We start from the raw sequence: 16,849 nt of genomic DNA on the forward strand, positions 1-16,849 counted from the left end.
CCCGTCCGCGCCGGCGCGGACGGGCCACGGCGTTCACAGCGTCCGGGTCTGCTGCAGGGTGTCGCCCCGGTCGGCCGCCGACAGCTGCCGGTGCGCCTCGGTCAGCAGGGCGATGCCGGTCTCGATCTGCCCGGTGACGGACCGCAGGTAGTCGGCGTGACTCTGGTGTTTCCCGATACCGTCCGTGGCCACCTGCCGCATCAACAAGGTGACCCCGGTCACGAGCAGGGCTATCATCACACTCGCGCCGAGGAGGGTTCCCCCGAAGGGGGCCTTGTGAGGGTCGCTGAGTGCCGCAAAAACCATCCCCCCGCCTCCTCCGGCCAAGAGGATGATCACGGCTCCGGTACAGCCGACCGTGAGGATTCCATTGCCTGTCGCTCTGCCACGCCGCCACTTCCGCCACGCCCGGTCGGCCGCTTGGGCGTACTCCGCGTGCCGGTGCCGCAGGGCGTTCTCGGTCTCGGCCAGCTGCCGGGCCAGCGGCACGCACTCCTCCAGCAGCGCCGCGGCCCCCGCCGCTCCCGGGCCGCCGACCGGCCCGACGGCCTCGGCCAGGGCGGCCAGCCACCGCTGCTCCTGCGACTCCGCGGGCAGCTGCGGCCGGGCCCCATCGCGGACACGGGTGAGCAGGTGGTCCGCGATCCGCAGCGCTGCGGCGGCACGATCCGGTTCGAAGACGTGCAACGGACCGGTCCGAGTGCGGCCCGGGTCAGCCGTGCCGCCCTGGGGAAGGAGCACGCGGACCGCGCCGCTTCGGGCGAACACCTCGTTGATCCGCTGCTGGGCGACCGCGAACCGTTCGGCCGAGGCCTCGTAGGCGGACAGCAGGTCCCGGTACTCGGCCTGGCAAGCGGTGTGGGAGGCCATGACCCGCAAGACCTCCACAATGTGCGTGAAGGCGTGGGACAGGATCCGCTGCTCGCCGAAGATCGCTGCCAGCAGGGCGGTCCTGGCCGTTCCGCTGCGCGCCTCCAGCGCGGCGCGCAACGCCTCGGGACGCATGTCGTGGCCCCGGTAGCGCGGCGGCAGGTCGGGGCGCAGCTCGGCGACGAACCGGGCCAGGGCCAGTTCGGGGTCCTCCGGCCGCCTGCGCAGCAGGCCCCGGTTGACGGTGGTGTCCCCGAGGTCGTCGACCAGCCAGTTCAGCAGTTCGGCGCGCTCGCTGTCGGAGGCGAACAGCGCCGTGCCCTCCGCCCAGCGGCGCTGCATCTGCGCGGCGAGGTCGCCGGGGTCGTGGAAGAGCGTGCCGGCGAACTCGAACGGCGGGGCCTGGCCCGGCGCCCTGCGCGGCGGCACCGTGGCCTGCGGGTCCGGCCGGGGGCTCTCGTGCTGCCCGCTGTGGGCGGCCTCGCGGGTGTAGGGGAGGGTGTCCCCGTCCAGCACCGCGGTGCGCCCCTCCCGCAGCGCCGTGTCGGTGTCGGCCGCGTCGTCGCCGTGGCCGAGCAGCCGGTTGAGCACCTGGTGGGCGCTGGGGCGCCGGGTCGGGTCCTTGTCCAGGCAGCGCCGCACCAGGGGCAGCAGCGTGGCGGGGAGGCCGGTCAGGTCCGGTTCCTCGGTGAGCACCCGGTGGATGACGGCCTGCTGGTGGGGGCCGGAGAAGGCGTCCCGCCCAGTGGCCGCGTACACCATGACCGCGCCCCAGGCGAAGACGTCCAGCCTGTCGTCGAGCAGACCGCCGCGGATCTGCTCGGGCGCCATGTAGGCGGGGGTGCCGACCACTCCGCTGGCCATCACCCGGGCCTGTTCGGCGGTCTTGGCGATACCGAAGTCGATCACCCGGGGGCCGTCGGGGGCGAGGATGATGTTGGCGGGTTTGAAGTCGCGGTGCAGGATTCCGGACCGGTGGATGGCGGTGAGGGCGGTGGCGGTGGCGACCGCCAGCCGTTCCAGGTCCGCGTCTTCCAGCGGTCCCCGTTCCCGCACCCGGACCGCGAGCGTGGGCCCCTCCAGGTACTCGGTGGCGATCCACGGCCGGGGCGCGTAGGGGTCGGCGTCCAGCACCCGGGCGATGCAGAACTGCTTGACCCTGCGGGCCGCCTCCACCTCACGGGCCAGGCTGTCGCGCACCTCGTCGGTGATCGCGCCGTGCAGGAGTTTCACCGCGGCCCGCCGTCCCGCGGCGTCCTCTCCCAGGTAGACCGATCCGAACCCGCCCTGTCCGAGGAGGGTGGTCAGCCGGTAGCCGCCGATCTCGGTGGGCTGCCCGTCCACGCCCGCCTGGCTTGTCATCATTTCTCCTGTCAGACCCGCCACTTGCTCAGCAGGCACCCATCCTGTCATTTTTCGGACGTGCTGTTGGCGGATGCGCACGGAGCGCACCCGGAGGCCACGGGGCTGCCGTCGCGTTTCGGCGGTCGGAAAACCACTGGCTGCGAGCGCTCCGGCCAGGTCATAATCGCGGCGTGGACCCACGGGAACTGGTACGCGCCTCGAAATTCCTCTCCCTGGTGCTGCGGCACCGGCCGGAAGTGGCCAACGTGACTCTGGACGCCTCGGGCTGGGTGGAGGTGGACGCGCTGCTCGACGGCTGCCGGGCGGCGGGGCGGCCACTCACCCGGGCCGAGCTGGCGGAGGTCGTCGCCCGCAACGACAAACGGCGGTTCGCGTTCAGCGCCGACGGCCGGCGCATCCGCGCCCAGCAGGGGCACACGGTCGAGGTGGACCTGGACCTGCCCGCACGCACACCCCCGGAGGTGCTCTACCACGGCACCGTGGAGCGCTTCCTGGCCGCGATCCTCGCCGAAGGGCTGCGTCCCATGAGACGGCACCACGTGCACCTGTCCCCGGACGAGGCCACGGCTCTCCGGGTGGGCACCCGTCGCGGGGAGCCCGTCGTGTTGACCGTGGACGCGGCGCGGATGCACGCCGACGGCTACGAGTTCCGGATGAGCGGCAACGGGGTGTGGCTGGTGGCCGGGGTGCCGCCGCGGTACCTGGACCTGCGGCCGGTCCCGTAGTCCCGGCGGCGGGCGGTGCACCGCCGGGACCGGTTCGGTGCGGTCAGTCCCGTTCGGCCAGGACGCGGCGCAGTTCCGCCCAACCGCTCAGCTTGACCCGCTCCCCGCGGGACAGCTGGGCGGCCAGGGCCGCCTCGGCGGCGTCGATGGCCAGCCAGTCGGCGTAGCCGCTGACCTTCACGCCCTTCTCCTTCAGCAGGTCCTCCAGGCTGGTCTGCGGGGCGCGGGAGGCGCGCAGCCGGGGGGCGTCGTCCAGCAGCGAGCGGACGGTGGCCGCGGCGTCGGACTTGTTGGTGCCGATCACCCCGGTGGCGCCCCGCTTGAGCCAGCCCGCCACGTACTCGCCGAGCAGCGGGGTGCGCTCCTCGTCGAGGATGCGGCCGTCCTCGTGCGGCAGGGTGCGCGTGACCTCGTCGAACGGCAGGTCGGGCAGGGGGGTGCTGGCGTAGCCGACCGAGCGCACCACCATGCCCGCCGGCAGGGTCTCGCGTCGGCCGGTGCCCACGAGCCGCCCCTCGGCGTCGAGCTCGGTGTGCTCCACCTCCAGGCCCTCGACCCGTTCCTCCCCCACCACGGCGACGGGTTTGCGCCAGAAGTGCAGCTCCACCCGGCGGCCCGTGCCACCGCCGGGGCGCTGCGCCCACTCGGTGAGGGTGCGCAGGTTGGTGCGGGCGGCGCGGGCCGCGGCCGCCACCTCCTCGCTGTTGGGGTCGATGTCGACGTCGCCGGGGTCCACCCTGACGTCGACCCCGTCCAACTGGCCGAGTTCCCGCAGTTCGTTGGCGGAGAACTTGGCGTGCAGGGGGCCGCGCCGGGCGACCACGTGCACACGGCGCACCCGGCTGGCCGCGAGCACCTGCAGGACGGGTTCGGGGATGTCGGTGTGGCGCAGTTCGTCGACGCTGCGGACCAGGATGCGCGCCACGTCGAGGGCGACGTTGCCCGCGCCGACGACGGCGACCTCCTCGGCGTCGAGCACGAACCGCGACACCTCCAGGTCGGGGTGGCCGCTGTACCAGTTGACGAAGTCGGTGGCCGCGACGCTGCCGGACAGTTCCTCGCCGGGAACGCCCATGCGGCGGTCCACGCTCGCCCCGGTCGCGTAGACCACCGCGTGGTAGGCGCGGGCCAGGTCGGCGCGGGTGAGGTCGGTGCCGTACTCCACACCGCCCAGGAAGCGGACGTCGGGGTGTTCGAGGACACGGGCCAGGGTGTGGGCCACCCGCTTGATGGAGGTGTGGTCGGGGGCGACGCCGTAGCGGACCAGTCCGTAGGGGGTCGGTAGGCGGTCCAGTACGTCCACGGACACCGGCTCGCGGGACTGCCGGGTCAACGCCTCGGCGGTGTAGATTCCTGCGGGGCCGGAGCCGATCACGGCTACCCGCAATGGGTCGGGAGTGCTCATGCGCCCCATTGTGACGGATGCGACACCCGGTTTTCGATGTCAGGGAGGGTCCTGTGGCCCCTTGGCGGAGCACACGGTAACCGCGGGGCTTCCCTTGGCAGCACCGGGCCTGCTCAGTCCCGGGGCGCCCGGTCGACGCGGTCGAGGAACCCCTTCCAGAAGTCGTCCTCGGGGTCGACCACGGCCGGGTGGTCGGGACGGCCGCTCGCGTCGAGGCAGTCGAGGATGGTCGGAATCCGCAGCTCCTGCGGGTTGCGGGTGGCCAGGGCCCGGCGCAGCCGCTCCACCTCCGCGGGTGCGTGGCGGGAGTCGTCGGCCAGGTAGATCTCGGCGTAGTCGGCCCCTCGCCGGTAGGCGGAGTCGGGGCCCGCGGGGCGTTCGGCCATCGTCGTCCTCCGGGTGTCCGGGGTGTCCTCCGTCCCCGTCCCCTACCCGCCGGGGGCGCGGTCAGTGACCGCGCCCCCGGTCGCCGCGGTGGCGTCCCGGCCGGGTCAGGACGCCGGCTCGTCCTCCAGGGAGTGTTCGGCGCGCCGGGCCACGATCTCGGTGAGCTTGCGCGCCAGCCCCTGGGCGTCCAGGCCCATCCCGGCGAGGATCCGGTCGCGTTTGGCGTGCTCCAGGAAGCGCTGTTCGATCCCGAAGGTGCGCACCGGCAGGTCGAGGTCGGCGTCGCGCAGGGCGCGGGCCACGGCGTCGCCCACCGCGCCGACCCGGCCGTTGTCCTCGACGACGGCGACCACACTGTGCCGGGCGGCCTCGGTCACCAGCGCCGGGTCCAGGGGCTTGACCCAGCGCGGGTCCACGACGGTGACGCCGATGCCCTGGTCGGCCAGCCGGTCGGCGACCTCGCAGCAGGTCTGGGCCATGGGTCCCACCGCGACCAGCAGCAGGTCCGGGGAGTCGGTGGCGGGGCGGCGCAGCACGTCCATGCCGCCGAGGCGGCCGACGGCGGGGATGGCGGGGGGCACCGCGCCCTTGGGGTAGCGCACCACGGTGGGGCCGTCGTCCACGGCGACGGCCTCGCGCAGCAGTTCCCGCAGCCGCACCGCGTCGCGCGGCACCGCGATGCCCAGGTTGGGGACGACCTGCAGGATGGACAGGTCCCACATGCCGTTGTGGCTGGCGCCGTCGTCGCCGGTGATCCCCGCGCGGTCCAGTGCGAAGGTGACGCCCTGGCGGTGCAGCGCCACGTCCATGAGGACCTGGTCGAAACAGCGGTTGAGGAAGGTGGCGTAGACCGCCACGACCGGGTGCAGGCCGCCCATGGCCAGGCCCGCCGCGCAGGTGGCGGCGTGCTGTTCGGCGATGCCCACGTCGAAGACGCGGTCGGGGTAGGCCTCGGCGAAGGCCGCCAGGCCGGTGGGGTGCAGCATGGCCGCGGTGATGGCCACGACGTCCTCGCGTTCGGCGCCGATCCGCACCAGCTCGTCGCTGAACACCGAGGTCCACTTCAGCCCCGGTTTGGCCTGCTGGCGCCCGGTGGCCACGTCGAACGCGCCGGGGGCGTGGAACTGGTCCTCGTCGTGGTTCTCCGCGGGCGCGTACCCCTTGCCCTTCTGGGTGAGCACGTGCACGATGACCGGTCCGCCGAAGTCGCGGGCGCGGCTCAGGGCCCGCTCCACCGCCGCGATGTCGTGCCCGTCGATGGGGCCGACGTACTTCAGCCCCAGGTCCTCGAACATGATCTGCGGCTGGATGGCGTCCTTGAGGCCCTTCTTGAACGCGTGCAGGGCGTCGTACAGCGGGGGACCGACGACGGGGGCGCGGTTGATCGCGTTCTTGGCGGTCGCCAGCATCTGCTCGTAGCCGCGGGTCATGCGCAGGTTGGCGAAGTGCTCGGCCAGGCCGCCGATGGTGGGCGAGTAGGAGCGGCCGTTGTCGTTGACGACGATCACGACGCGGCGGTTCTTGCCCTCGGCGATGTTGTTGAGCGCCTCCCAGGCCATGCCGCCGGTCAGCGCGCCGTCGCCGACGAGGGCGACCACGGTGCGGTCGGTGATCCCGCGCAGTTCGTGGGCCCTGGCCAGGCCGTCGGCGTAGGACAGCGCCGTGGAGGCGTGCGAGTTCTCGATGAAGTCGTGCTCGGACTCGGCTCGCGACGGGTACCCGGACAGGCCGCCTTCCTGCCGCAGCTTGGAGAAGTCCTGCCGCCCGGTCAGGATCTTGTGCACGTACGCCTGGTGGCCGGTGTCGAACAGGATGGGATCGCGCGGTGAGTCGAACACGCGGTGCAGCGCGATGGTGAGCTCGACGACACCCAGGTTGGGGCCGAGGTGACCACCGGTTCGGGCGACCTGGGAGATCAGGAACTCCCGGATCTCGGCAGCCAGTTGGGGGAGCTGCGCGTCGGGGAGTTTCTTCAGGTCGTCTGGGTTGTGCACCGAGTCGAGCAGCGTCACTCTCGTCATTCCCCTCGTATGCAGGACGTCAGGTCGGCCGTCGGACCACGGGCGTCTCCCGTGCGGGCGGAAAACGGACCGGTTCTGGAGGTCGACACGGCCGACACGGTGTCCGGCTCCCGACGGCTCGGTGGTGGGAACCGGACGAACCACGATCAACCGGCTCCACCATAGGCACACAGCTTATGCCGATTCACTCCCCGGCGGGGTGGGGGCGGCAGTCCCCCGTGCGGCCCGGCCGATCCCGTGGGCCTCGCACATCCGGCGCAGTTCGGCCGCGATGCCCCGGGTGGTCCAGTGCGCGTTGAGGCCGCTGGGGTTGGGCAGCACCCACACCGGCACCCCCGCGACGGCGTCGCGGGGGTCCTGCGGACCGATCCGCGCGCGCGGCTTCGAGAACGCCTGCCGGTAGGCGGTGACGCCGAGCACGGCGAGGACGCGCGGCCGGTGGACGCGCAGTTTCGCGGCCAGTGCCCGCCCTCCCTCGCGCAGCTCCGCGCCGGTCAGCTCGTCGGCGCGCGCGGTGGCCCGGTCCACCAGGTTGGTGATGCCCAGGCCCAGGCCGGGCAGCAGGTGCTGCTCCTCGGGGGCCAGGAGGCGGGGGGTGAGGGCGGCGGCGTGCAGCGCGGGCCAGAACCGGTTGCCGGGACGGGCGAAGTGGTGCCCGCTCCAGGCGGAGTACAGCCCGGGGTTGATGCCGCAGAACAGCACGTCCAGGTCGGGGCCGAGCACGTCGGGGACGCCGGTTCCGTGCGCCGCGGCCAACTCCGCCGCGCTGGGGCGTCTGCGTCGCGGTCCGTCCACCGGCTTCCTCCTCGTCGTCCTCCGCCCGCTCAGAGCAGGGCCCGCAGGATCAGTGTGACCCCCGACACGGACACGACGGCCAGCAGGGCCGTCCGCAGGCGCGCCCCGTCCAGCACCCGCCGCAGCGGACGGGAGAGCAGGAACCCGGCCACCATGAACGGGAGCAGCGCGACGCCCGCCGCGACCTGGCGGAGCCCCAACTGGCCGCCCAGGGCCAGTGCGGCCAGCGAGAGCAGTACTCCCGCCAGGAAGTAGCAGCCCAGGGTGGCGCGCACCCGGGGCCCCTGCTCGTTCTGGTACACCAGCGCGACGGGCGGCCCGCCGATGGAGGTGGCCGTACCCATGACGCCGGAGATCACGCCGGCCGTGCCCAGGGTGGCGGGTGTGGGACGCAGCCGGACCGCGGTGAGGCTGGCGGCCACCGCGAGCAGCACGCCCACCCCCACGGCCAGGCCGAGGGTCTCGGGCGCGGCCAGCGCCACCACCCACACCCCGGCCACCGTGCCGACCAGCCGGCCGGCCAGCGCCCAGGAGATGCCGCGCAGGTCGGCGTGGCGCCACTCGGCGCCGATGGTCAGCAGCGGCAGCACCGCGGTGAGCACCAGCAGTGTGCCGGGCATCAGGGTGGGGTCCAGCATCGCGACGACCGGCGCCGCCACCAGCCCCAGTCCCAGCCCCACACTGCTCTGCACCGCGGCGCCCGCCAGGACCGCGGCCCCGGCCACGACGAGGAACACCAGATCGGACTCGGTCACGTGAGGCGAGACTAGCCGTCCGCCCGCGCCCGGCGGGCACCGGGACGGGCGGACGGCGCGGGGCGCTCGGAGGGGAGGGGGTCTCCGGGCCCCGCCGGGGGTGGCCGCGCGCCGCCTGGAGGAGCGGATCGGTCGACGGTGCGCGGCCGCGGCACGCCCGGGCCGTCTGTTCAGCCCCGGGCGTGGGTCTTCCTGCTGCGTCGGGAGACCGCGTCGAGGATGACGGCGACGAGCAGGACGACCGCGGTGATCATGAACCGCACTGAGGAGTCCATCTGCAGCAGGAACAGCCCCGAGGAGATCGCCCCCAGCACCAGGCCGCCCAGCAGGGCCGAGTAGGCGCTGCCGCGTCCGCCGAAGAGGCTGGTGCCGCCGATGACCGCGGCCGCGATGGCCATCATCAGCGCGTCGCCGCCGCCGGTGGACTGGTTCACCGCGAAGCTGCGCGAGACGAACATGATGCCGCCGAGCCCGGACAGGGTGGAGGCCAGCGCGAACACCGAGATCCGGACCATGTCGACGTTGATGCCGGCGCGGCGGGCCGCCTCGGCGTTGCCGCCGACCGCGAAGACCATCCGGCCGTAGCGGGTCTTGCGCAGCACGAGGTCGAAGACGACGACGATCCCGACGAAGATGAGGAACGCCAGCGGCACGCCCTTGTAGGAGTTGAGCACCCACACCCCGCCGAGCACCGGGACCGCCAGCAGCAGGGTGCGCGCGACGATCTCCGTGGGGGACTTGGCGGACAGCCCGGCGGCGGCGCGGCGGGACTCGCCGTAGAAGGTGAAGCCGGCGTAGAGGACGACCGCCGCGGCCGCGATGCCCCAGCCGATCGCGGGGACGAAGTAGGTCTGGGTGAGGTAGCCGATCGGTCCGTCGTAGGGCACGTTGATGGTGCCGTCGGCGCCGAGCAGGTAGAGCTGGGCGCCCTGCCAGCCGATGAGTCCGGCCAGGGTCACCACGAACGCGGGGACTCCGACCTTCGCGAAGATCGTGCCGTGGATGACGCCGATGAGCGCGGCGACCACGACCGCCGCCGCCATTGCGGCGACCTCGTTCCAGCCGTACTGGACCGCCAGGACCGTGGCGACCACGCCGCACACGCCCGCGACCGAGCCGACCGACAGGTCGATCTCGCCGAGCAGCAGGACCATGATGACCCCGGAGGACATCAGTCCGACGGCGACGATCTGCACGGTCAGGTTGGACAGGTTCTGCGGGGACAGGAACTTGTCGTTGAGCGACCAGAAGACGAGGGCGATGACGAAGAGCCCGACGATGACCGGCACCGGGCCGAGCTCACCGCCGCGCAGCCGCCTCAGCGCGCCGCTGACCAGGCCGCGCGGGGTGCCGTCGTCCACGATGAGCCGGGGGTCCCGCGCGATCTGCGCCCCCTGGGCCGTACCGGTGGTCTGCTGAGCCATCACGCTTCCTCCGTTCCCGGCACCGCGGCACGGCCGGACCGTCGGGACACGGGGTTGTCGGCGGCCCCGGTGATGGCCGCCACGATCTCTTCGTAACCGGTGTCCTCGATCCGGAAGTCGCCGGCGTTGCGGCCCAGGCGCAGGACCACGGCGCGGTCGGCGACGGCACGGACGTCGGCCATGTTGTGGCTGATGAGGATGACCCCGAGCCCCTGGTCCCGGAGCCGCTCGATGAGGTCGAGGACCTGGGCGGTCTGGGCCACGCCCAGCGCCGCGGTGGGCTCGTCCAGCATGACGACCTTGGGGTCGCCCAGCAGGGAGCGGGCGATCGCGATGATCTGGCGCTGGCCGCCGGACAGGGAGGCCACGGGGACGCGCAGGCTGGGGATGCGCACGGAGAGCGAGTCCAGCAGCTCCTGGGCGCGCCGCTCCATCTCCAGTTCGTCCATCACCCCGGCGACGGTGCGCTCGCTGCCGAGGAACAGGTTGGCCACGATGTCCAGGTTGTCGCAGAGAGCGAGGTCCTGGTAGATGGTGGCGATGCCGAGCTGCTGGGCGTCGCTGGGGCGGTTGACCTTGACGGGCCGTCCCTCCCACAGGATCACTCCGCTGTCGGCGGGATTGACTCCGGCGATGACCTTGACGAGAGTCGACTTCCCAGCGCCGTTGTCACCCAGCAGCGCCACGACCTCGCCCGGGTGGACGTGGAAGTGGACGTCGCTGAGCGCCTGCACCGCGCCGAACCTCTTGGAAATCCCGGACAGCTCCAGGATCGGTTGCGTCATGACGTTTCCTCGCGGTTCCTCTGGTCGGGCGACCCGCTCGGGAGCGCGGAGCGGTCCCGGTCGGGTCTCCTGGGGGAGGCGGAGCGGGGCGGCGCCGGCTGTTCCCCGGGGGTGGGGGGCCGTGGCCGGCGCCGCCCCGGCGGTCCGCGGCGCGCCGGGTGGGGCGTCGGCCGCGGGTCCCGCTTGGCCGGGGCCCGGTCAGGCCCCGGCTTCCTTGCACAGGTCGGTGTCGGCGTACTGGTCGGTGCAGATCTCCTCGACGGTGTAGAAACCGTCGGCGATGACCGTGTCCTCGATGTTGTCGATGGTCACCGCGACGGGGGTGAGCAGCACGGCGGGGACGGTGTTGCCCTCGCCGTCGGTGGCCTCGGTCAGCGGGTGCTCGGCGGTGCCCTCGTACTCCTCCCCGGTGGCGGCGGCGACGGCCATCGCGGCCGCCATCTCGGCCTCGGGGCGGATGGCCTTGTAGACCGTCATGTACTGGTCACCGGTGAGGATCCGCTGGATGGCGGCGAGTTCGGCGTCCTGACCGGTGATGGGCGGCAGCTCGTCCACACCCGCGCTCTTGAGGGCCGCGATGATGCCGGAGGCCAGGCCGTCGTTGGCGCTGTAGACGCCGCTGATGTTGTCGGCGCCGACGGCGGTGATGGCCTGCTCCATCTGCTGCTGGGCCTTGTCGGGCGACCAGTCGGGGGTGTCGTACTCGGCGCCGATCTCGACCTGGCCGTCGAGGACCTCGTGGGCGCCCTCCTTGAAGCTGGCGGCGTTGGGGTCGGTGGGAGAGCCGTTGATCATGACGATCTCCCCCTCGTCCGCGGTTCCGGCCTTCTCCATTCCCGCGATGAGCGCCTCGGCCTGGACCTGTCCGACGGTCTTGTTGTCGAAGGAGACGTAGTAGTCCACCCCGCCCTGGGCCAGCCGGTCGTAGGCGATGACCGGGACGCCCTGGGCGTGGGCCTGCTTGACGATGCCGCCCGCGGCCTCGGCGTCCACGGCGTCCAGGACCAGCACGGCGACCCCCTGGGTCAGCATGGCCTCGGCCTGGGACTGCTGCTTGGAGACGTCCTGGTCGGCGTTCTGGTAGGTGACCTCGCACTTGGGGCAGAGTTCGGCGATCGCCTCCTCGAAGTAGGGGCGGTCGAACTTCTCGTAGCGGGCGGTCTTGGCATCGGGCAGCAGCAGACCGATGGTGAAGCCCTCCTCGACGGAGGCGGCGGCCTGCTCGCCTCCACCGCCGGTGGTGGTTGCGGCGCCGCATCCGGCGGCGGCCAGCACCGCCAGGGCGGCGGCTCCCACCGCGACGCGGCGGATGAACCTGTTCCGATTGCTCATCGCTGTGACCTCCTCGGGGCCCACCGTTGTCGGGGGATCATGGCCCGGCCGTTGTGTGTCGCCGGTCACTCGGTGAACCGATGCCGTGAAGTCAAACCGCTGGAAACCTTGTGGTCAAGCCTTGAACACATAACTGAAATGTTACGAATCTTGGATTCACGCCTTGAATCCAAAGAAAACGCAGGTCAACGGGCTTGAGAACAGATGCCGTGGGCTGTGAAAAGCCGCGGGGGACTCTCACGATCGATTCAGAACGTGGAGGCAAGCGCGGAGCGCAGCGCGCCGCGCAGCGCGGCCCGCCGTCCCAGTTCCCCGGGGACGAGACGCAGCTCGGCGAGCGCGTTGCCCAGGGCCCCCAGTTCCATCGCCCGGCGCATGGGGTCCAGCAGCAGCTCTCCCGCCTCGGCGATCTCACCGCCGACGATGACCATCTGCGGGTTGAACATGTTGACCACGATCGCCACGCCCCGCCCCAGCGCGGCGCCCGCCTCGGCGATGATCCGACGGCATCCGGGGTCCCCCTGCCGCGCGGCCTCGATCAGGTCCAGCAGCGCGGCGCCGTGCCCGACCCGGCCCTGCTGCGGCAGCATGTCCAGCAGGTAGGGCGCGCCGACCAGGGTCTCCAGGCAGCCGCGGTTGCCGCACCGGCACACCGGGCCGCGCTCGTCCAGCCCGATGTGCCCGATCTCCCCCGCGTTGCCGTTGGCCCCCCTGAACAGGCGGCCTCCGATGACCACGCCCGCGCCCACTCCCTGGGAGACGTTGACGTAGACGACGTGCTCCAGTCCCCGGGCGGCGCCCTCGGCGACCTCGGCGAGGGCGCACAGGTTGGCGTCGTTGTCCACCTGCACCGTCAGCCCCAGGCGCTCCCGCAGTTCCGCGCCGGGGTTGAACCCCGCCCAGTGCGGCATGCAGGTGATGTCGCCGACGAGGCCGCTGACGGGGTCGACCGGCCCGGGGACCGACGCGGCGGCGCCCGACACCATGGAGCGGTCCACGCGCGCCTGCGTCAGCAGGGTCTCGGTCAGCCAGACCGCGCGCCGCACCCCGCGCACCGGGTCCTCGGCCACGTCGTAGGCGATGCTCTCCTCCTGCAGGACGCGGCCCTGGGTGTCTCCCAGGGCCGCGGTGACCCGGGAGTGCGTGAAGTCCACGGCCACCAGCACCCCCGGGGGGCGCAGCAGGGAGACCGCCCGTGCCCGGCGCCCGTTGGAAGAGGTCTCGCGCACCGACACCGTGCCCATCGAGCGCAGGTCGCGCACGATGTTGGACACGCTCGCCGCGGACAGGCCGGTGGCGCGGGCGATCTCGGCCTGGGTGAGCGTTCCGCTCCTGCGCAGCGCGGCGATCACCCGTTCCCGGTTGGCCTGCCGCAGGGCAGCCTGCGATCCCGGCGTGACCTGGGCGTCCGTCGTCACTGGCGCTCCTTGTTCTGGCGGCGGTGGACAAGCCGTCGCAAAGGAGCTTACAAGGCTTGAAGACAACGGTTTCGACCAGCTTGAGAGGAAAAGCGGGTTTTGCTCCCGTCCCGGGCGGGGGCGCCGAAACGACGCGCCCGGGACGGGAGGGACCGGTCAGTCGCTCATGGAGTCGCCGCCCGTGTACTCCCCACCTTCGTCCATGTAGTCGTCACCCCCGTCCCTGTACTCGTCCATCCCGTCGTCCGTGTACTCCTCCCCCATCTCCCCGTCCATGGACTCCTCGCCCCCGTCCGTGTACTCCTCGCCCGTGGAGCCGCCGCCCCCGCCGGAGCCGCCCTGGCCTCCGGAGCCGCCTCCGTCGGTCTGGGAGGTGCCGCCGAGGGACAGGGTGAAGTCACAGGCACTCAGGCTGCCCACAGCGAGCAGCACGGTTGCGACGGCGGCCACCAGGCGGCGCGCCGCGGTGGTGGATTCGGTGGTACGAACGGTCATCTGCGAACTCCTCGGGTCGCTCGGTGGTCGAAACGGACGACACCCCGCCTGACAGCTCGCGTTCGCACGGAAGCGGCCGACACGACGTCTGGGCGCACCTCTACTTCGCAACAGAAGCCGCAAAAGTGACCAGAACCCACATAACGTCTTAATAACGACATTTTTGGAACGCTGTGGTGACCCCGGCTCCACTTTCCGAGGGGCACAGTGAAAGCCTCCGACAACCGGACGAGGACGGTGGTCCGTGCAGTCAGCAACGCTCTCCCCCGAAGCACCCCCCGATCCCGGCAACCAGGCGGTCCGGCCCGCGACACGCCTCGTCCGCGACGACTCCTCCTTCGAGGCCGTCTACCACGACCTGGTGGGCCCCGTGTCCGGCCTGGTCCAAGCGCATCCTGCGCGACCCCGCGCACGCAGAGGAGGTGGTCCAGGAGGTGTTCCTGGAGGTGTGGCGCCTGGCCGAGCGCTACGCCCCGGACCGCGGCCGACTGCGCTCCTGGGTGCTGACGATCGCCCACCGCCGCGCGGTCGACCGGGTCCGCGCCGAGCGGTCCGCCGCGGACCGCGTCGGCCGCGCCGCAGCCCTGGAGGAGCGCTCCTCACCCGTCGACGGGATCGTCGACGGGTGATCCACCTCGCGGAATGCGAGAGGCTCCGCTCCTGCCTGGGACAGCTGACCGAACTGCAACGCGAGGCGGTCCGCCTCGTCTACTCCACGGGCTACACCCAGCGGGAGGCCGCCGAGCGGCTGGGGGTCCCCCTCAGCACGGTCAAGGGGCGGCTGCGCGACGGACTGCTGCGGCTGCGCGCCTGCATGGGCGACCGCGACGGAGCGGTCCGTCGCGCTCCGCGCTGACCCGGACTGCGGCTCCGGAAACGCCCCGCGGCCCGCTCCCTCGACGGCCAGGCCCCGGAGCCGGGGCTCAGTCGTCCCCGTCGTCATCGCCGCCGTCGCCGCCGTTCCCGCCGTCCTCCTCCGAACCGCCTCCGGGCGACTGGGAGTCGCCTCCGCCGAGGAGGGAGCTGAGGTCGCAGGCGGCCAGGGAGCCCGTCACCAGCAGGGCGACCGCGATCGCGGCCAGCAGGCGGCGCGCCGCCGCGACCGGTTCGGGGGCGTGAGCGGTCATCGGTGCACTCCTCGACTCCGGCGGCGGACGGGATCCGGACAGGTCCCTACCACCGCCGAAGGGCGTGAAACCCCCGGGACGGCGGACGGTCGAGGCGGGGGGCCGCGCCGGTGCGGTCCCGGCCTCGGATCCGCTCCGCCGATCGGGTATCACTTCACGGTGAACAGCGCTGTCTCCGACGAGGAACTGGTGGTGGGCGGTTGGATGCCGAAACGGTGATGCTCCTGGCGGAGACGGCGCGGGCCCGTCCTCCGCTGGCCGGGGGTGTGCGGGTGGTGGCGATCGAGGGGCGCTCCGGGGCGGGCAAGACGGTTCTGGCCGAGGCGCTCGCCGCGGCGACCGACTGGCCGGTGTTCCACATGGAGGACGTGTACCCCGGGTGGAGCGGACTGGCCGCCGCGGCCGACCGGTTGGCCCTGTGGGTGATCATGCCGCTGCTCAACGGGGCCGACCCGCGATGGCGGCGGTACGACTGGGCGCGCGGCCGCTCCGCCGGGTGGCACAGCACTCCCGTGGTCGACGGCCTGATCGTCGAGGGCAGCGGCTGCGGAGCGGCGGCGATCCGTCCCTACCTGTCCACCCTGGTGTGGGTCGAGACCCCCGACGAGGTGCGTCACCGGAGGCTGGACCTGCGGGAGGACGCCGCCGCCTACGCCCCCCACCGCGAGGACTGGGCACGCCAGGAGGAGGCCTTCTACTCCGTGCACACCCCCTGGGAGTACGCCGACGTGGTGGTCGACGGCACCGTGCCGCGGTGACCTCCCTCACACCAGGGGAAAATTAGGCTAGGCTCACCTTGCTTCCGCCAGACGACTTCCCTATAGTCACCCGCGAAGGCACAACCATCATCACCATCCAATCATCACCCCTGGCTCTCCCCTGCCTTCCCCCGGGGGCACTTAGGAAAGCCTGACCTCATTCAGCGGGGGGCATCCCCCAGTCAGTGGGACCATCCCCTCAGAAAGAGCACTCCCATGCCACAGCTTCGTCCCCGCACCCTCCTGGCCGCGGCCCTCCTCCCCGCCGTCCTCGCCCTCTCCGCCTGCGGCTCCTCCGACACCGGCGAGCCCGAGCAGCAGGGCTCTGGCGAGCAGATCACCGTGTCCCACGCCCAGGGCGAGACCACCCTGGACGGCGTGCCCGAGCGGGTCGTCGTCTTCGACCTGGGCGTGCTGTCCACCCTCGACGAACTCGGCGTCGAACCGGTGGGCGTGCCCGAGATGCAGGACGGCTACCTGCCCGAGGAGCTGTCCCACTACGCCGGGAACGACGTCGCCAAGGTCGGCAGCCTCTTCGAACCCGACTACGAGGCTGTCAACGCGCTGGAGCCCGACCTGATCATCGTCGCCTCTCGCTCTGCGGCGGTCTACCCGGAACTGTCGGAGATCGCGCCCACGATCGACCTGACGATCGACAACGCCGACTTCCTCGCCAGCTTCGAGGAGCGCACCACGGCGCTGGCGGAGATCTTCGGCAAGGAGGACGAGGTCACCGAGCGCATCGACGCGATCAAGGCCGACATCGCCGAGGTCGCCGAGGACGCCCCCGACGCGGGCCGGGCGCTGATCCTGCGGGTCGAGGGCGCCGAGGTCACCGCCTACGGTCCCGGCTCCCGCTACGGCATCATCCACGACCCGCTGGGCCTGACCGCGGTGGAGGACGACTTCGCGACCGACGCCAGGCACGGCGACGCCGTCTCCTTCGAGTTCATCGCCGAGGCCGACCCCGACATCATCTTCGTCCAGGACCGCGAGGCGCCCGTCGGCGACACCAGCGGCCCCAACGCCACCCAGGTCCTCGACAACGAACTGGTCAACAGCACCAACGCCGCCAAGAACGACAAGATCGTCTACCTGGAGCTGTTCACCTGGTACCTGGCGCCCGGCGCGCTGTCCTCGGTCGAGGCGCAGATCGACACCGTCCGCGAAGCGATCGCCTGATCGGA

General features: G+C 72.2%; 17 protein-coding genes. 5 read left to right on the forward strand and 12 right to left on the reverse strand.

Annotated features, from left to right (window positions below):
- Nucleotides 1-33: 33 nt before the first annotated feature.
- A complete protein-coding gene (locus FOF52_RS09285) occupies nucleotides 34-2,235 on the reverse strand; it encodes a serine/threonine-protein kinase (RefSeq protein ID WP_248593422.1) in 2,202 nt (733 codons plus the stop codon).
- A 170-nt stretch (nucleotides 2,236-2,405) separates the two neighbouring features.
- On the opposite strand from FOF52_RS09285, the gene FOF52_RS09290 reads away from it, so the two are divergent.
- On the forward strand, nucleotides 2,406-2,960 hold the full coding sequence (locus FOF52_RS09290; RefSeq protein WP_248593423.1) for an RNA 2'-phosphotransferase: 555 nt from the start codon (nucleotides 2,406-2,408) through the stop codon (nucleotides 2,958-2,960).
- A gap of 43 nt (nucleotides 2,961-3,003) precedes the next feature.
- On the opposite strand, the gene FOF52_RS09295 is transcribed toward FOF52_RS09290, so the two are convergent.
- The 10 genes from FOF52_RS09295 to FOF52_RS09340 form a co-directional block, all read right to left on the reverse strand.
- Complete coding sequence (locus FOF52_RS09295; protein ID WP_248593424.1) at nucleotides 3,004-4,365, reverse strand: FAD-dependent oxidoreductase; 1,362 nt, start codon at nucleotides 4,363-4,365, stop codon at nucleotides 3,004-3,006.
- A 113-nt stretch (nucleotides 4,366-4,478) separates the two neighbouring features.
- Nucleotides 4,479-4,751, reverse strand: coding sequence for a hypothetical protein (locus FOF52_RS09300; RefSeq protein ID WP_248593425.1), 273 nt, complete (start codon nucleotides 4,749-4,751; stop codon nucleotides 4,479-4,481).
- A gap of 105 nt (nucleotides 4,752-4,856) precedes the next feature.
- Entirely contained in the window at nucleotides 4,857-6,764 is a 1,908-nt protein-coding gene (gene dxs / locus FOF52_RS09305; protein ID WP_248593805.1) for a 1-deoxy-D-xylulose-5-phosphate synthase, read from the reverse strand.
- Between the two features lie 183 nt (nucleotides 6,765-6,947).
- Nucleotides 6,948-7,568, reverse strand: coding sequence for a G/U mismatch-specific DNA glycosylase (gene mug, locus FOF52_RS09310; RefSeq protein ID WP_248593426.1), 621 nt, complete (start codon nucleotides 7,566-7,568; stop codon nucleotides 6,948-6,950).
- 29 nt (nucleotides 7,569-7,597) lie between these two features.
- Nucleotides 7,598-8,323, reverse strand: coding sequence for a sulfite exporter TauE/SafE family protein (locus FOF52_RS09315; protein WP_248593427.1), 726 nt, complete (start codon nucleotides 8,321-8,323; stop codon nucleotides 7,598-7,600).
- A 170-nt stretch (nucleotides 8,324-8,493) separates the two neighbouring features.
- Nucleotides 8,494-9,747 (reverse strand): sugar ABC transporter permease, encoded by a 1,254-nt coding sequence (locus tag FOF52_RS09320; RefSeq protein WP_248593428.1) that lies wholly within the window; start codon nucleotides 9,745-9,747, stop codon nucleotides 8,494-8,496.
- Nucleotides 9,747-10,532 carry an ATP-binding cassette domain-containing protein gene (locus FOF52_RS09325; protein ID WP_248593429.1) on the reverse strand — a complete coding sequence of 262 codons (786 nt, stop codon included), beginning with the start codon at nucleotides 10,530-10,532 and terminating at the stop codon, nucleotides 9,747-9,749. Before FOF52_RS09325 ends, FOF52_RS09320 begins: the two co-directional genes overlap by 1 nt.
- Nucleotides 10,533-10,730: 198 nt before the next feature.
- A complete protein-coding gene (locus FOF52_RS09330; RefSeq protein WP_248593430.1) occupies nucleotides 10,731-11,864 on the reverse strand; it encodes a sugar ABC transporter substrate-binding protein in 1,134 nt (377 codons plus the stop codon).
- A gap of 248 nt (nucleotides 11,865-12,112) precedes the next feature.
- The gene (locus tag FOF52_RS09335) at nucleotides 12,113-13,282 is read right to left on the reverse strand and encodes an ROK family transcriptional regulator (protein ID WP_248593431.1); all 1,170 of its coding nucleotides are present in this window, start codon (nucleotides 13,280-13,282) and stop codon (nucleotides 12,113-12,115) included.
- A 156-nt stretch (nucleotides 13,283-13,438) separates the two neighbouring features.
- On the reverse strand, nucleotides 13,439-13,777 hold the full coding sequence (locus FOF52_RS09340; protein WP_248593432.1) for a hypothetical protein: 339 nt from the start codon (nucleotides 13,775-13,777) through the stop codon (nucleotides 13,439-13,441).
- A 422-nt stretch (nucleotides 13,778-14,199) separates the two neighbouring features.
- Here FOF52_RS09340 and FOF52_RS09345 point away from each other — a divergent pair, with 422 nt between their 5' ends.
- Both FOF52_RS09345 and FOF52_RS09350 read left to right on the forward strand, forming a co-directional pair.
- Nucleotides 14,200-14,406, forward strand: a complete 207-nt coding sequence (locus FOF52_RS09345) for a sigma factor (RefSeq protein WP_248593433.1) — start codon at nucleotides 14,200-14,202, stop codon at nucleotides 14,404-14,406.
- Entirely contained in the window at nucleotides 14,403-14,633 is a 231-nt protein-coding gene (locus FOF52_RS09350; RefSeq protein WP_248593434.1) for a sigma factor-like helix-turn-helix DNA-binding protein, read from the forward strand. Before FOF52_RS09345 ends, FOF52_RS09350 begins: the two co-directional genes overlap by 4 nt.
- 67 nt (nucleotides 14,634-14,700) lie before the next feature.
- Here the strand turns inward: FOF52_RS09350 and FOF52_RS09355 are convergent, their stop codons facing one another.
- A complete protein-coding gene (locus tag FOF52_RS09355) occupies nucleotides 14,701-14,904 on the reverse strand; it encodes a DNA primase (RefSeq protein ID WP_248593435.1) in 204 nt (67 codons plus the stop codon).
- A gap of 200 nt (nucleotides 14,905-15,104) precedes the next feature.
- Here FOF52_RS09355 and FOF52_RS09360 point away from each other — a divergent pair, with 200 nt between their 5' ends.
- Together FOF52_RS09360 and FOF52_RS09365 are read left to right on the forward strand one after the other, a co-directional pair.
- Nucleotides 15,105-15,662 (forward strand): nucleoside/nucleotide kinase family protein, encoded by a 558-nt coding sequence (locus FOF52_RS09360; RefSeq protein ID WP_248593436.1) that lies wholly within the window; start codon nucleotides 15,105-15,107, stop codon nucleotides 15,660-15,662.
- 216 nt (nucleotides 15,663-15,878) lie between these two features.
- Nucleotides 15,879-16,844, forward strand: a complete 966-nt coding sequence (locus FOF52_RS09365) for a siderophore ABC transporter substrate-binding protein (RefSeq protein ID WP_248593437.1) — start codon at nucleotides 15,879-15,881, stop codon at nucleotides 16,842-16,844.
- Nucleotides 16,845-16,849 lie beyond the last annotated feature (5 nt).

Source organism: Thermobifida alba (assembly GCF_023208015.1).
In the GTDB taxonomy this organism is placed as follows: domain Bacteria; phylum Actinomycetota; class Actinomycetes; order Streptosporangiales; family Streptosporangiaceae; genus Thermobifida; species Thermobifida alba.